This window comes from [Collinsella] massiliensis, from assembly GCF_002161605.1.
GTDB lineage: Bacteria > Actinomycetota > Coriobacteriia > Coriobacteriales > Coriobacteriaceae > Enorma.
Window position 1 is genome coordinate 1 of record NZ_NFIE01000023.1, and the last position, 16,438, is coordinate 16,438.

General features: G+C 67.5%; 10 protein-coding genes. 8 read left to right on the forward strand and 2 right to left on the reverse strand.

Going from position 1 to position 16,438, the window contains the following annotated elements; translation table 11 throughout:
* From glgB to B5G02_RS09030, 8 genes are all read left to right on the forward strand, one after another.
* Positions 1–1,516, forward strand: a 1,516-nt coding sequence (glgB, locus tag B5G02_RS08995; RefSeq protein WP_143758305.1) for a 1,4-alpha-glucan branching protein GlgB, incomplete at its 5' end; no start/stop codon positions are given.
* A 51-nt stretch (positions 1,517–1,567) separates the two neighbouring features.
* Positions 1,568–3,994 carry a glycogen/starch/alpha-glucan phosphorylase gene (locus tag B5G02_RS09000; RefSeq protein WP_094335969.1) on the forward strand — a complete coding sequence of 809 codons (2,427 nt, stop codon included), beginning with the start codon at positions 1,568–1,570 and terminating at the stop codon, positions 3,992–3,994.
* A gap of 93 nt (positions 3,995–4,087) precedes the next feature.
* Positions 4,088–5,233 carry a glucose-1-phosphate adenylyltransferase gene (locus B5G02_RS09005; RefSeq protein WP_019238430.1) on the forward strand — a complete coding sequence of 382 codons (1,146 nt, stop codon included), beginning with the start codon at positions 4,088–4,090 and terminating at the stop codon, positions 5,231–5,233.
* Between the two features lie 4 nt (positions 5,234–5,237).
* Positions 5,238–6,344, forward strand: a complete 1,107-nt coding sequence (glgD, locus tag B5G02_RS09010) for a glucose-1-phosphate adenylyltransferase subunit GlgD (RefSeq protein WP_094335970.1) — start codon at positions 5,238–5,240, stop codon at positions 6,342–6,344.
* Between the two features lie 123 nt (positions 6,345–6,467).
* Positions 6,468–8,828, forward strand: a complete 2,361-nt coding sequence (gene glgA, locus B5G02_RS09015; protein ID WP_241146214.1) for a glycogen synthase GlgA — start codon at positions 6,468–6,470, stop codon at positions 8,826–8,828.
* A gap of 127 nt (positions 8,829–8,955) precedes the next feature.
* Positions 8,956–10,191, forward strand: coding sequence for a zinc-ribbon domain-containing protein (locus B5G02_RS09020; protein ID WP_094335972.1), 1,236 nt, complete (start codon positions 8,956–8,958; stop codon positions 10,189–10,191).
* Positions 10,192–10,313: 122 nt separating this feature from the next.
* Positions 10,314–13,631, forward strand: a complete 3,318-nt coding sequence (locus tag B5G02_RS09025; RefSeq protein ID WP_094335973.1) for a 4-alpha-glucanotransferase — start codon at positions 10,314–10,316, stop codon at positions 13,629–13,631.
* 72 nt (positions 13,632–13,703) lie between these two features.
* Complete coding sequence (locus B5G02_RS09030) at positions 13,704–13,985, forward strand: FmdB family zinc ribbon protein (RefSeq protein ID WP_094335974.1); 282 nt, start codon at positions 13,704–13,706, stop codon at positions 13,983–13,985.
* An 83-nt stretch (positions 13,986–14,068) separates the two neighbouring features.
* On the opposite strand, the gene B5G02_RS09035 is transcribed toward B5G02_RS09030, so the two are convergent.
* Positions 14,069–15,514, reverse strand: a complete 1,446-nt coding sequence (locus tag B5G02_RS09035; RefSeq protein WP_094335975.1) for an RsmB/NOP family class I SAM-dependent RNA methyltransferase — start codon at positions 15,512–15,514, stop codon at positions 14,069–14,071.
* Entirely contained in the window at positions 15,511–16,434 is a 924-nt protein-coding gene (gene fmt / locus B5G02_RS09040) for a methionyl-tRNA formyltransferase (RefSeq protein ID WP_094335976.1), read from the reverse strand. The genes B5G02_RS09035 and fmt overlap by 4 nt, the downstream gene beginning before the upstream one ends.
* Positions 16,435–16,438: the final 4 nt, after the last annotated feature.

The following is a 16,438-nucleotide window of genomic DNA, read 5'->3' on the forward strand; positions in this document are numbered from 1 at the left end:
AGATGTGTATAAAGAGACAGTCCCCGCCCAGCGCGGCACGTTCTACACCTACGACGACCTCTCGGTTGAGCTCGTCGACTACGTGCGCGACATGGGCTACACGCACATCGAGGTCATGCCCGTCATGGAGCACCCCTTCGACGGCTCCTGGGGCTACCAGGGCACCGGCTACTACGCGGCCACGGCGCGCTACGGCACGCCGAAGCAGTTCATGCACTTCGTCGACGCCTGCCACCAGGCCGGCATCGGCGTCATCCTCGACTGGGTACCGGGCGGCTTCTGCGCCAACGACGAGGGGCTCGCGAACTTCAACGGCCAGATGCTCTTCGAGCGCGAGGTGCACCCCAACTGGGGCACCCACAAGTTCGACTTCGGCCGCGGCGAGGTGCGCAGCTTCCTCGTGTCCAACGCGCTCTTCTGGCTCGAGGTCTTCCATGCCGACGGCCTGCGCATGGACGGCGTCTCGAGCATGCTCTACCTGAACTTCGGCGTGGACGACCCGCGCCTCAAGAAGTTCAACAAGTACGGCGACGAGGGCGACCTCGACGCCATCAGCTTCATCCAGCAGGTGAACACCACCGTGGGCCGCGAGTTCCCCGACGTCATGATGATTGCCGAGGAATCGACCGCCTGGCCGGGCGTGACCCTGCCGCCGGAGGAGAACAACGGCCTGGGCTTCCACTACAAGTGGGACATGGGCTGGATGAACGACACGCTGCACTACATGCAGACCGACTTCCCCTGGCGCCCGGGCAACCACGGCATGCTCACGTTCACGTTCCACTACGCCTTCAGCGAGAACTTCATCATGCCGCTCTCCCACGACGAGGTGGTGAACGGCAAGTGCTCGCTTCTGGGCCGCATGCCCGGCGATTGGTGGCGCCAGTTCGCGGGCCTGCGCACCCTCGCCTTCTACCAAGCCGCGCACCCCGGCGCGCAGCTGAACTTCATGGGCAATGAGATCGCCCAGGGCATCGAGTGGCGCTACTACGAGTCGATCGAGTGGTTCCTCACCGAGCGCTACGCCGTGAACGCGCGGCACCAGCAGTTCATCCGCGCCCTCAACCACCTCTACCGCGATGAGCCCGCCTTCTGGCAGCACGCCTACACCCCGGACGGCCTCACCTGGCTCGACGCCGACGACGCCCAGCAGTCGATCATCTCCTTCGTGCGCCACGGCGACGACCCGGCCGACGACCTCGTGATCGTCATCAACTTCAATCCCGCCTCCTACGAGCGCTTCAACGTGGGCGTCCCCACCGAGGGCGAGTGGAAGGTCATCTTCAACACCGACGAGCCCGAGTACGGCGGCAGCGGCTTCACGGACAACGCGAGCTACATGAGCGCCCCCTACCCGTGGAACGGCTGCGGCGACCAGCTGACCATCGCCCTGCCCGGCCTCGCCGGCCTCGTGCTCAAGCGCGTGGGCAGAAGCACCTTCGTGCCGCCGAAGCCCAGGCGCCGTCGCAGCAAGCACAAGCTCGCCCCCATCACCGATCCCACCGAGCAACCGTAGGCCTCGTACCTGCCCACCCAAGAAACGATCAACCAAGAAAGAAAGGACGTTATGAACAGGATCTTTGAAAGCAAGGAGGAGTTCAAAGAGCTCTACCTATCGTCGGTCACGTCGCTGTCGGGCAAGCCCTTCGAGATGACGAGCGACTTCGACCGCTTCCAGGCGCTCGTGAAGCTCGTCGCGAGCAAGGCCCGCTCCGTCCAGACCGAGACCGAGAAGCGCGTGCACGACACCGGCCAGAAGCGCGTGTACTACTTCTCCATCGAGTTCCTCATCGGCCGCCTGCTCGATAACTACCTCATCAACTTCGGCGTGCGCGACCTCGTGGCCGAGGCGCTCAAGGAGATGGGCTCCAACCTCGAGACGCTCGAGGAGTACGAGCCGGATCCGGCGCTCGGCAACGGCGGCCTCGGCCGCCTCGCCGCCTGCTTCCTCGACTCCATGGCCCACGAGGGCATCGCCGGCTACGGCAACGGCATGCGCTACCGCTACGGCCTCTTCAAGCAGGAGATCGTGAACGGCGCGCAGCACGAGACCACCGACGACTGGCTCGTCCACGGCTACCCGTGGGAGGTCCGCCGCCAGGACAAGGCCGTGCGGATCGGCTTCGGCGGCCACGTGGTGGGCACCGAGGAGAACGGCCGCATGCGCTACCACACCGAGGGCACCGACGACGTGCTCGCCGTCCCCTATGACATCCCGGTCGTGGGCTACGGCGGCAACACCGTCAACAAGCTGCGCGTGTGGAGCGCCGAGCCGGTCGAGGAGGAGTTCGACCTCGACGCCTTCAACGCGGGCGACTACGCCAAGGCTCAGGCGCACCGCGCCGAGGCGGAGGCCATCAGCGCCATCCTCTACCCCAACGACGCGGGCGAGCACGGGCGGCTCCTCCGCCTGAAGCAGGAGTACCTCTTCGTGGCCGCGGGCATCAACAGCGTGCTCGACACGTTCCGCAAGGAGCACGGCTCGGACTGGAAGCTCCTGCCCCAGTACGTCGCCATCCACACGAACGACACCCACCCCGCCATGTGCGGCCCCGAGCTCATGCGCGTGCTCGTGGACGAGGAGAACCTCGAGTGGGACGAGGCGTGGGACATCACCACGAAGACCATCTCCTACACCAACCACACGATCCTTCCCGAGGCGCTCGAGAAGTGGCCCATCTCCACGTTCTCGAAGCTCCTGCCGCGCGTGTACCAGATCATCGACGAGATCAGCCGCCGCTACAACGCCGCCTTCGACCGCAGCCAGGACGGCTGGCAGGACCGTCTGCGCCAGACGGCGATCCTGTGGGACGGCGAGGTGCGCATGGCGAACCTCTCGGTGATCTGCAGCCATTCGGTGAACGGCGTGGCCAAGCTCCACACCGACATCCTCGAGCGCGAGACGCTCAAGGACTTCTACGCCCTCACCCCGCAGAAGTTCAACAACAAGACGAACGGCATCTCGCCCCGCCGCTTTCTTGCCGAGGCGAACCCCTCCTACGCGAAGCTCATCACCGAGGCGATCGGCACGGGCTGGCTCGACGACGCCGCAGAGCTCTCCAAGCTCGAGGCCTTCGAGGGCGACCCGGCCTTCCTCGAGCGCGTGGGCGCGTCGAAGCACGAGAACAAGGTGCGCCTCGCCAACTACGTGCGGCGCGAGTGCGGCCTTGCCATCGACCCGAACTCGATCTTCGACGTGCAGGTCAAGCGCTTCCACGCCTATAAGCGCCAGCTGCTCAACATCTTCAAGGTGATGGATATCTACAACCGCCGCATCGCCGACCCGAACTTCCGCGTGGCGCCCACGACGTTCATCTTCTCGGGCAAGGCCGCCTCGAGCTACACCTTCGCCAAGGAGACGATCCGCCTCATCAACTCGGTCGCGAACGTGGTGAACAACGACCCGCGCGTGAACGAGGTTATGAAGGTCTGCTTCATCCCCAACTTCCGCGTCTCGAACGCCCAGCTCATCTACCCCGCCGCCGAGATCTCGGAGCAGATCTCCACGGCCGGCATGGAGGCCTCGGGCACCTCGAACATGAAGCTCATGATGAACGGCGCCATCACGCTCGGCACCATGGACGGCGCGAACATCGAGATCGTGAACCTCGCCGGCGCGGAGAACGAGAAGATCTTCGGCCTCACCGCCCCCGAGGTCGACGAGCTGCGCGCGAGCGGCATGCACTTCGCCTGGGACATGTACAACGCCGACCCGGACCGCCTGGGCCGCGTGATCGACGAGCTCACCGACGACACGTTCGCCGCCCTCTCCGGCAACTTCGAGAGCATCTACAACGAGCTCATGAACGGCAACGACCATGACCTCGTCATGAAGGACTTCGCCTCCTACGTCCAGGCATGGGAGGAGCTCACGCAGGGCTACTCCGATCGCATGGATTGGAACCGCAGGGCGCTCCACAACACCGCGTGCTCCGGTTGGTTCTCGAGCGACCGCACCATCCGCGAGTACCGCGACGAAATCTGGGGAGCGTGATGTAAGGACAGGCCACGACGACGTAATGGGACCTCCGGGGCGGCATCCCCGGGCTAGAAGGGAAATCTGCACGGATTCTGAAGGGAACACACGATGAGCAAGAAGGAATGCATCGCCATGCTCCTCGCCGGTGGGCAGGGAAGCAGGCTCGGCGCGCTCACGTCGAAGATCGCGAAGCCCGCGGTCTCGTTCGGGGGGAAGTACCGCATCATCGACTTCACGCTGTCGAATTGCGCGAACTCCGGCATCGACACGGTGGGCGTCCTCACCCAGTACCGCCCCTACCAGCTGCACGCCTACCTGGGGTCGGGCAGCGCCTGGGACCTGGACGAAAAGGGCGCGGGCGTCTCGATCCTGCCGCCGTACGCCACCCAGGAGGGCGGCGCGTGGTACGCCGGCACCGCCGACGCGGTGACGCAGAACCTCGATTACATCAAGTCGCACGACCCGGAGTACGTGCTCATCCTCTCCGGTGACGCGCTCTACCGCATGGACTACCGCGCCATGCTCGATTCGCATATCGCCAACGGCGCCGACCTCACCATCGCCGTCATGCCCGTGCCGTGGGAGGAAGCGAGCCGCTTCGGCATCCTCACCGCCGACTCCGATGGCCGCATCACGCGCTTCGACGAGAAGCCCGAGAAGCCCGAGTCCAACCTCGCCTCGATGGGCATCTACATCTTCACCGCCGACTTCCTCATCAAGACGCTCGAGGACGACGCGGTGAACCAGCGCTCGAGCCACGACTTCGGCGGCGACATCATCCCCGGCGCCCTCGCCGACGGCAAGCGCCTCTTCGTCCACGAGTTCCACGGCTTCTGGCGCGACGTGGGCACCATCGCGAGCTACCACGAGACCTCGATGGACCTGCTCGGGCAGAACCCGGCCTTCGACCTGTTCGACAAGACCGTGCCCGTCATGTCGAACGACCTCACGCGCCCGCCGCACTACATCGGCCCGGACGGCCGCGTGGACGACTGCCTCATCTCGAACGGCTGCCGCATCCTGGGCACCGTGCGCCACTCCATCATCTCCACGGACGCCGTCGTGGGCGAGCGCGCCGTGGTCGAGGACTCCGTGCTGCTGCCCGGCGCCGTGGTGAAGAGCGGCGCGTACGTGAGCCGCGCCATCCTGGGCGAGAACGCCGTCGTCGAGGAGGGCGTGAAGCTCGGCTCCGTCGACACCACGAAGGATACGGCCGTCGTTGGAAACGACGTCGTTATCGGGAAGGGGGAATGAACCGATGATTAACAACAAGGCCATCGGCTACATCACCGCTAACTACGCCGGCACGGAGAAGAGCGCGCTCGTCGAGAACCGCTCCATCGCCTCCGTCCCGTTCATCGGCCGCTACCGCCTCATCGACTTCCCGCTCTCCAACATGGCGAACGCGGGGATCCGCACCGTGGGGCTCGTGCTCCCGGGCAACTGGCGCTCCATCCTGGACCATGTGGGGCACGGCAAGGACTGGATGCTCGACCGCAAGAAGGGCGGCCTCTTCCCCGTCCCGGGCAACCCCTACGGCACCACGAAGCAGGGCATGCGCTTCCTGCTGCGCGACATCATCTCCAACAAGGAGCTCTTCCAGCGCTCCGACAAGCCCTACGTGGTCATGATGGCGTCGAACATCATCTTCAACCTCGAGCTCGACGAGATCATCGACGCGCATGAGCGCAGCGGCGCCGGCCTCACCATGGTGTACGTGAAGGCCGAGCGCAAGCACACGGACTGCTCGCGCCTCATCATCGGCGACCGCGGCCGCGTGCAGAAGGTCGAGCCGGGCTGCGAGTACGGCGACAACAAGTTCATCGACTGCTTCGTCGTCAACCGCGACCTGCTCCTGCAGATCATCGAGCGCTACCAGAGCGCCGACTACCTCGACCTGTTCGAGGCCATCGCCGGCGACTTCGGCCTCATCGACGTGTGCAGCTACGAGTTCAAGGGCCTCGCGATCGGCATCTTCGATGAGCGCACCTACTACGACCGCTCCATGGAGCTGCTGAACCCCGACGTTGCCGACCAGCTCTTCCGTCGCGACCGCCCGATCATGACGAAGGCGCACGACGCGCCGCCGGCGAAGTACTTCACGGGCAGCAACGCCACGAACTCGCTCATCTCGGCCGGCTGCGAGATCCAGGGCACGGTGCGCGGCTCCATCCTGGCTCGCGGCGTCGTCGTCGAGAGCGGTGCGAACGTGACGAACAGCATCATCATGCAGTCCTGCGTCATCAAGAGCGGCGCGCGCGTGGAGAACGCCATCCTCGACAAGGGCAACACGGTGCCGGCGAACACCGAGCTGCGCGGCACGCCCGACTCGATCCTCGTCGTGGGCAAGAACCAGATGGGGTAATTGGCGCCGCATAGCAAAACTTCGCTACAATAAAGCCGCCGTCCGGTACTGCCGGGCGGCGGTTTTGGGACGGCGGGTGCCCCACGCCCGGCGTCCGGTACTCGAACTGTTTAGGGGGTTCCCATGACAGGAAAGAAAATGCAGATTGTCATCGCGGCGGCCGAGGCCGCGCCCTTCGTGAAGACGGGCGGCCTGGGCGACGTCGCAGGGTCGCTTCCGCGCGCGCTCGTCGAGGCCGGCGCGGACGTCATCGTGATGGTACCGAAGTACGCGAGCATCCCGGATGAGTACAAGAGCCGCATGACGCACATGTGCGACTTCTACGTGCCCCTGGGCTGGCGCAACGAGTACTGCGGCCTCGAGCGGCTCGACCAGGACGGCGTCACGTACCTCTTCGTCGACAACGAGCACTACTTCAACCGCAGCTACCCGTACGGCTTCTTCGATGACGGCGAGCGCTTCGCCTTCTTCTCGAAGGCCATCTGCGAGAGCCTGCAGCACCTGCCCGAGGGCTTCCAATGCGACGTGCTGAACTGCAACGACTGGCACACCGCGCTCGCTCCCGTGTTCCTGCGCGAGTTCTACCAGGGGCTGCCGCTCTACGAGCGCGTGAAGACGGTGTTCTCCATCCACAACATCGCCTTCCAGGGCCAGTATTCCGACGCCATCTTAAACGACATCCTGGGCCTCGCGCATATCCCCAACGCGGCGCGCCAGCTGCGCTGCGATGACCGCTCCATCAACTTCATGCTGGGCGGCCTGCACTACGCCGACGCCATCACCACGGTGAGCCCCACCTACGCGGCCGAGATTCAGACGCCCGAGTACGGCGAGGGCCTCGACGGGGTCCTGCGCGAGCGATCCATCTCGCTCCAGGGTATCCTGAACGGCATCGACACCGATGCGTGGAACCCTGCGACCGACCCCATGATCTGCGCGAACTACAGCGTAGACGACATGTCCGGCAAGGCCGCGTGCAAGCGGGCAATCCAGGAGGAGCTGGGCCTCGAGGTGCGCGACGACCGCCCACTCATGGTCATGATCACGCGCCTCACGCGCCAGAAGGGCATGGACCTCGTGACGTACGCGCTCGATCGCATCCTCTCGGGCGGCGTGCAGGTGGCCATCCTCGGCACCGGCGATTACGAGGAGCCCGTGCGCTACTTCGCCAACAAGTACCCCGGCACGTGCGCCGCGCGCATCACGTTCGACAACGCCCTCTCCCACCGCATGTACGCCGGCGCGGACATGTTCCTCATGCCGTCGCTCTTCGAGCCGTGCGGCCTGTCGCAGATGATCGCCATGCGCTACGGCACCCTGCCCGTGGTGCGCGAGACGGGCGGCCTCCGCGACACCGTGCAGCCCTACAACCAGTTCACCGGCGAGGGCACCGGCTTCTCGTTCGCCAACTTCAACGGCGAGGAGATGGGCGATGCCGTCTTCCGCGGCGCACGCCTGTTCTGGGACGACCGCGCCGAGTTCGACAAGCTCGTGCACAACGCCATGACGCGCGATTTCAGCTGGGCGAAGAGCGCGCACGCCTACATCGACCTCTACCGCTGGCTGCGCCCGGACACCGACGCGTACCCGCCGGTCGTGGAGGAGCCGAAGCTTGAGGCCGCGCCCGAGCCCGTGGCCGAGATCGAGGCCAAGGTCGAGGAGCATGCGGCCGAGCCCGAGGTGAAGCCCGCCGCGGAGGCACCGAAGGCTGAGCCCAAGGCTGGGGAGGCGCCGAAGGCTGAAGCCGAGGCGAAGCAGGAGACTGAGGCCGAGCCCGAGCCCGAGGCGAAACCCGCGGGCAAGAAGCCCGCGACGAAGCGCACGACGACGCGGAAGACCACCGCGACCAAGGCGAGCGCCGCATCGACGAAGAGCGCGACGAAGACCACGGCCGCGAAGTCGACCACCGCTGCCAAGAAGACTGCGGCGAAGGCGAGCTCCACTTCGAAGACCACGGCCGCGAAGGCGAGCGCGACGAAGACCGCGACGGCGAAGAAGACGACCACGGCCAAGACCACGACGAAGACGGCTGCCACCAAGACCACTGCGGCCAAGGCCTCCACGGAGCCGGCGGCCGCTGAGAAGCCCGCGGCCACCTCGAAGGCGACTGCGCCCAAGGCGACAACGGCCAAGGCAGCGCCCGCGAAGGCTGCCGCACCCAAGGCGACGGCCGCGAAGACCGCGACCAAGAAGCCTGCGGCCACCTCGAAGAGGATCGCGACCAAGGCTGCTGAGCCCAAGACGACGACCGCAAAGGCTGCTCCCGCGAAGGCCGCGGAGCCCAAGGCTCCCGCCGCTGAACCGGCCACCGCGCCCGCCAAGGCTGCTCCCGCGAAGCCCGCTGTCAAGCAGGCTGCCGAGCCAGCCCCGGCTGCTGCTAAGCCCGCTGCCGAGAAGGCCGATGCCGCCGCACCCGCCGCGACCAAGGTCTCGGCCGTGAAGGCGAAGGGCACGACCCGCCGGACGACGCGCAAGCGCTCGTAGGCCCCTGTGACATACCCGCCCACCCGGCGGTGCGTTCGTTACCAAAAGAGCGCGAGCGGCATCCCGCCCCTCGCGCTCTTTCACTCTGGCTATAATCGAAGGCAGGCGATGGAATAGGAGGCACCCTATGTTCTGCTCGTCCTGTGGTAATGAACTGCCCGATTCCGCGACGTTCTGCCCGTTCTGCGGCGCCTCGGTGGCTCCGCGCGGCGCGGCCGACCCCTCCCCCATCAACGCACCCGAACCCGACCCCATCACCTCGGATGAGCCGAGCGGGCCGGCGGGCGCGCACTCGGACGCGGCAACGGGCACGGTTCCGCCGCCCATCACGCCGGACGCACCCATGGCGCCCGGTAACGCTCCCCGCCCGGCCGACGACCACCTCGCCATCGCATCGCTCGTCTGCGGCATCATCGGCCTCTTGTTCAGCCCCTCTATCATCGTGGGCATCGTGCTCTGCATCATCGCCGTCATGCTCGCCCGCTCCTATACCCAGGTGGGCGGCGCGAGCGTCATGGCGAAGGTCGGCAAGATCTGCGGCCTCGTCGGGCTCGTCTGCTCCGCGCTCGCCCTCGTCCTCTTCATGACGATCGGCTGCTCGGCGTTCACGCTCATCGCGAGCTCGGCGTCGCAGACGACGACAACCCGCGCCGTTCAGTCGGACGACGTGAGCGACACGACGAGTGACGACATGACCTCCACCGCGTCCGAGCCCGAGGAGATCGAGCTCACCGAGGCGGAACAGCAGGAGATGACCGACGAGCTCGCCGCCTACCTCGACCCGCTCATGGCGCAGGACGACGCCGCGGTGGACGAGCTCGCCGATTGGTGCAACGACCGCTTCGAGGCGGTCTTCGGCTACACGCTCGACGATGCGGGTGTGGACGCGCAGGAGTTCGCGCGCTGGATGCTCGAGGACATGTCGTGGGAGGAAGTCGGCATCTACGGCTACGATGATGGAACCGCCTCGGTATCCGTGGAATTCACCAACAGCTATCATTCGGATTTCCAAACGGCCTTCGAATACCTCATCGAGGTCTACATCGATCGCGGCGGCGACATCGCCGACGAGCAGAAGGTCGGCCGCGTGTTCAAGGCGGCGCAGGAGATGTTCTACTACGGAGATGCGCCGGGCGCAGACTATATCGATACCACCTGGCAGTCGTTCGCGTTCACCAAGCAGGCGGACGGCTCGTACGCCCCCGACGAGGACGATTGGGAGTATCAGCGCGAGGAGCTCTTCGACCCAGTCCGCACCGACATGATGGACACCGTGCTCCACAATGAGGACTACCGGGAAACCGACCTCGAGCTCTACCCGCCTGAAGAGTGTTTGGGCGACTACCTCGACGGCATCATCTAGCTGATACATTGGTGTCAGACACCTTTTTATCACGGTATGCATCCCGGCACCGCGCCTATGCGTCTGCTGTATACTATGCTGGTTCATTTCACAAGCTCAGCAACGTGATAGGCCAGTACATCATGAACTTCATCCATAACAGCCGCGACCGTGCGTACCGCACGCCTTTCGGAGCCGTCGAGGCGGGAAGCTCGGTCGAGCTTTCCGTGCGCGCGGAGGACGTCCCGGAGCACCTGCTCACCATCGACCTGCGCGTCTGGGTCGATGGCCGCGGCGAGACCATCCAGCGGCTCGAGCGCCGGAAGGACGGACGCTACACCACGACGCTCCGCTGCCCCGAGCCCGCGCTCATGTGGTACCGCTTCAACATCACCATCGAATCCCCCGACAGCACGCGCCGCCTCTACCTCGGCGCGCCCGAGGGCAAGACGGGCGGCATCGGCCAGACGTACACCCATGCCGAGTGCCCGTCGTTTCAGATCACCGTCTTCAAGCCTCGCAAGGTGCGCCCGACCTGGTACGAGCAGGGCATGGTATACCAGATCTTCCCCGATCGCTACCGCCGCGACCCCGCGTGGCGCGAGCGCTGCGAGCGGGCGCTTGCCGAGCACCCCACCAAAGGTGTGCCCCGGCGCATCGTCGAGGACTGGAACGAGCCGCCCGTCTACGACCGCAACCCGGACGGCTCCATCGCGAGCTGGGACATGTACGGCGGCTCGCTCAAGGGCATCACGGGCGACCTCGACCGCCTCGCCGACATGGGCATCACCATCCTCTACCTCAACCCCATCTTCGAGGCGGCGAGCAACCACCGCTACGACACGGCCGACTACCTGAAGATCGACCCCATGCTCGGGGATGAGGACGACTTCCGCGAGCTCTGCCGCGAGGCCGCGGCGCGCGGGATCTCCATCATCCTCGACGGCGTCTTCAACCACACGGGCGACGACTCGGTCTACTTCAACCGCTACGGCACCTATCCCGAGCCGGGCGCCTGGGCGGGCGAGGATTCGCCCTGGCGCGACGCCTACCGCTTCAACGCAGACGGGAGCTACGCCTGCTGGTGGGGCATCGGCAACATGCCCGACCTCAACCTCAAGTCCCCCACCGTGCGCAAGCTCATCGTGGGCGAGCAGGGGGTCATCCGCCACTGGACGCGCGCGGGCGCGCGCGGCTGGCGCCTCGATGTGGCCGACGAGCTCACCGAGCAGATGATCACCGATATCCGCGAGGTGCTGCTCGACGAGAAGCCCGACGGCGTGCTCATCGGCGAGGTGTGGGAGGACGCCTCGAACAAGATCAGCTACGGCCAGCCGCGCCACTACCTTTTGGGCTATGAGCTCGATGCCGCCATGAACTACCCGTTCCGTTCCATGGTGCTCGACTTCCTGCTCGATGCGATCCCCGCCGAGGAGGCAGCCGACCGCATCGAGGGCCTCGCCGAGAACTATCCGCCCGAGGCGCTCCGGTGCAGCCTCAACCTACTCGGCAGCCACGACCGTCCGCGCATCGCGTCGGTGCTCGGCGGCGGCCCGGACGAATCGCAGCTCCCCGAGGAGGAGCGCGGCCGCTGGCGCCTCTCCCCCGAGGCCATGGGGCTCGCGAAGAGCCGTTTCTGGCTCGCGACGCTCATGCAGATGACGTTCCCCAGCGTGCCGTCCATCTACTACGGCGACGAGTTCTGCCTGGAAGGGCTCTCCGACCCCGGCAACCGCCGCACGATGCCGCTCGAGGAGGACATCCACGACCGCGACATGCAGGACATCATCCGAAACGCCGCGGCCATACGCCGGGCGCTGCCGTTCATGGTGGACGGGAGCATCCGCGCCTGGGCGCCCGAGGGCGGCGAGGGCGATATCCTCGCCTATACCCGCACCGGCGCCGATGAGCAGGCGGCGACCGTGCTCGTGGACCGCAGCCGCTCCGATTGCCGCACGGTGCGCATCCCCGCACTCGGTCCCTGCGCGGTGGATGTGATCTCGGGCACCCAGATCGAGGTGGCCGAGGACGGCACCGTCGAGGTGTTCCTCTGGCCGTTCGGCTCGGCCGTGGTCTACTTCCACGAACCGGAGCGCCTCCAGCTCGCCCTCGAGCCGGGCGCGGGCGTCGTCTGCCACATCACCTCCGTCCCCACCGTGGATAAAACCCCGGGCACGCTCGGCGCGCCCGCGAAGCGCTTCATCGACCACCTCGCCGCCCTGGGCATGCGCTACTGGCAGATCCTGCCCGTGAACCCCGTGGACGCGTTCGGCTCGCCCTACTCCGGCCCCTCCGCCTTCGCGGGGAACATCGCGCTCCTCGACGAGTCCGAGGAGGAGCTGCGCGCCGATTTCGCGGCATGGGAGGCCGCGGGCGGCGCAGACGAGGAGGACTTCCAGGCCTTCCGCGCGGCGAACGCGGCGTGGCTCGACCCGTACTGCGCGTTCATGGCCGTGAAGGCGTACATGAGCGGCGCGGCGCGCGCCCAGTGGCCGGCAGCCTTCGCCGCCTATGACCCCGCGCTCCTCAAGGACGCGCGCTTCGCCCGCGAGGCCCGCGTGCAGGCGTACCTCCAGTACCGTTTCGACGCCGCCTGGCGCGCGGTGGCCTCCTACGCGCACGAGCACGGCATCGCGATCATCGGCGACGTGCCCATGTACGTCTCGGACGATTCCGCCGACGTCTGGGCGCACCCCGAGCTCTTCAACCTCGATGAGGGCGGGCGCCCCGTCGAGGTCGCGGGCGCCCCGGCGGACGGCTTCGCGCCCGACGGCCAGGTGTGGGGCAACCCCACCTACCGCTGGGACCGCATGCGCGCCGACGGCTTCTCATGGTGGCGCGCGCGCCTTGCGCGCGCGTGCAGCCTCTACGACTACGTGCGCCTCGACCACTTCATCGGCTTCCACAACTACTTCAGCATCCCCGCCGGGCACCCCGGCTCGGATGGCCGCTGGCTCGCGGGTCCGGGCATCGAGCTCTTCCGCGCGGCCCAGGAGGACATGGGGCACCTGCCCTTCATCGCCGAGGACCTAGGCGTGCTCACCCCCGGCGTGCGCTCCCTGATGGCGACCTGCGGCTTCCCTGGCATGGACGTGCTCGAGTTTAGCGACTACGACGTGCGCGAGGGGCTGCATCCCGCGCCGGGCAAGGTCTTCTACACCTCGACGCACGACACCGAGACGCTCGTCGGCTTCTGCGCGCGCTCGTTCACGGACGGTGACGAGGCCGCCGCGACCGAGCTCGCCGCAAAGCTCGTGCGCGAGGCGCTCGCGAGCGATGCCGGCGTGGTCATGATGCCCCTGCAGGACGTGCTCGGCTTGGGCGAGGACGCCCGCATGAACACGCCCGGCACCACCGAGCACAACTGGAGCTGGCAGGCCTGCGAGGAGGACATCGAAGCCGCCGAGGCGCCCTTCGCCGCGCTCATGCGTGAGACGGGGCGCACGGGCATGGTGAATTGACGCACTTCGTCACACCACCGACGCCTTCGGGTACAGTAGCCAGTGGAAAAAGCGATTCACAAGGAGTGAGATATGGCACGTTATGATTACCGCTGCACGTCCTGCGGCAGCGTCTTCGAGGTCGAGCACGGCATGATGGAGCATCCCGAGGTGACGTGCCCCTCGTGCGGTGCGCCGGCGGAGAAGGTCTTCACCGCGAGCGGGATCAAGTTCGCCGGGAGCGGCTTCTACAACACCGACCAGCGCGGTGGCGGCTCCTCGACGAAGGCGACCTCCGGATCGGGCGAGAGCTCGAGCGAGGGCGCGGGCGGCGATTCCGGTCACACCTGCGAGAACTGCCCGCACAAGGAGTAACCACTCCCTTTGTTTGCGCGATCCGCGAACGCTCCCGGTGCAACGATGCCCGTCACCGTTGCATCGGGAGCGTTTTTGTCTCGCTAGCGCACGCGCACGAGGCGGGCGCAGAAGTGACCGTCGAACGCATCTGCGGCGGGCACCGTCTGGAAGAGGCCGCGCGCGTTCTCGTTGCTGCGCACATAGGCCGCGAGCTCAGCGAACTCCCCGCGCTGGAACAGCGGAGCACCCGAGACCGGCTCGAGCGAGAAGCCCCGCCCCGCCGAGCTGTCGAGGAACGCATCCACGACATCCGCGTTCTCCTGATGGAGCACGGAGCAGGTGGCGTAGATGAGCTGCCCGCCCGCGCGCACGCGACGTGCGGCCTGGGTCAGGAGCTCGAGCTGCAGGCGCGGAAGGTCCTCGTCGATGTCAATCGGGTCGAGCCGCCAGGGGATCTCGGGGTGCCGGCGCATCGTCCCCGTTCCCGAGCACGGCGCGTCCACGAGCACGCAGTCGAAGCGCATGCGCTCCCCCGCCTCCGCGTCGAGGGCGGCGAGCGCACCGTCGAGGTCGCAGCCATCGCCCGTCACGAACCGGATGCCCTCCGCGAGCCCGGCGCGCTCCATGCGACGGCGGTTCAGGCGCGAGCGCTTCTTCGATACCTCGAGCGCGACGGCCGTGCGCTCGATGCCGGAGCGCGATGCTGTGGCGGCCGTGACGAAGGTCTTCGTCCCGCGGCCCGCGCCCACCTCGAGCGTAGCGCCCGGCACGGTGGCTGCACAGGCGACGACCTGCGCGTTCAGGTCGCATACGACCGCTCCGTCGCGTCGCAGCACACCGCTCGCGACGAGTCCCGCCGCCTCGAGCGGGGCGACGCAACCGGGAAACGCGGGGCACGCGGCCGCATCGCCGGATGCGCGGCAGGCCGCGACCGCTTCCTCCGCGGTAGCATCGAGCGGGTTCACGCAGGCAGCCACGGGCGCGGGCTCGAGCCCCGCTTCCACAAGCGCCCGCGTGCGCGCAGCCCCCAGCGACGTCTCGAACTCGGCGACGAGCCACTCCGGCAGACCGCCCTGGCGGGAGAGCGCGGCCGTGGCGCGACCGTCCGACTCCCGGATATCCCGAGCGTCCAGGTAGCGCGCGCGATCCTCGCAGGCGCGGCGCAGCACGGCGTTCGCGAAGCCCGCGGCGCTCTTCGCCCGCGTGCGCACGAGCTCCACGCCCTGGCTCACCACCACGCGCGGCTCCGTCCCCAGATAGAGCAGCTCGAACGCGGAGATGCGCAGGGCGTTCCGGATGCGCGCGTTCATGCGGCCAGGTTTATCGCAGTAGGTGTCGATGAGCTCGTCCAGGCAGCCGTACGTCGCCACCACCCCGAGCACGAGTCGCGTGGCGAGGCCGGCATCCCGGCGATCGAGCATGCGCACGGCAGGGGACGCATCGAGCGCATCGCGGGCGTACGCGCCGCTCTCCTCGAGTTCGATGAGCAGGTCGAGCGCCACGCGCCGCGCAGGCGAGAGCTCGGTCATGGGCGCAGACGGCATCATGCGAGCCGCTCCCACGCGCCCGTGCGCTCGCGCAGGCCTGCCGCCCATGCGGAGGCGTCCATGGCGCGTTTGCCATCGGGCTTGACCTCAAGGAGCTCAAGCGCGCCATCCGCGCACCCGAGGAAGAGGCGCTTGCCATGGATCTCGAAAGCGGAAGGCGCCACGCGCGGGGCGTCCGAGGCGACCCGGGCGCGCAGGACGCGCACGGGCTTTCCGGCGACGGAGCAGCGGGCGGGCGCGGCGTCGGATGCCGCGCGCACGCGCAGGGCGTTCTCATGGGCGGTCGCCGCGGGATCGAGCAGCATCTCCGCCTTCGACACCTTCGCCGCATGCGTGACGAGCGACTCGTCCTGAACCGTCCACACGGCGGTGCCGTCCACCACGGAGGGCAGGACGCGGGCGAGGAGCTCTCCGCCCTGCTCGCCGAGCTCGCGCATGAGCTCGTCGGCGGTCTTTTCCCCGATGGTGCAGGATGCCTGGGCGCAGTAGTCGCCCGTGTCGACCCCGTGGCCGATCCGCATGATCGAGACGCCCGTCTCAGCATCTCCGGCAAGGATGCAGCGCTGGATGGGTGCCGCGCCGCGCCAGCGCGGCAGGAGCGAGGCGTGCACGTTCACGCAACCGGCGGGCGCCATGGTGAGCACCTCGTCGGGCAGGATGCAGCCGTAGGCGGCCACGCAGAAGACGTCCGCCTGGGTGCCGCGCAGCGCATCGAGCGCCTCGGGTGTCATCCGCGCCGTCTCCAGCACGGGAAGCCCCAGCTCGAGCGCCGCGGCCTTCACCGGAGAGGGCTCGAGCTTCTTGCCGCGCGAGCGCACGGCGTCGGGGCGCGTCACGACGAGCGCCACGTCATATGCGGCGGCGAGCGCCTGGAGCGACGGCACGGCGAACTCCGGCGTGCCCATGAACACGACCCGCATGCTG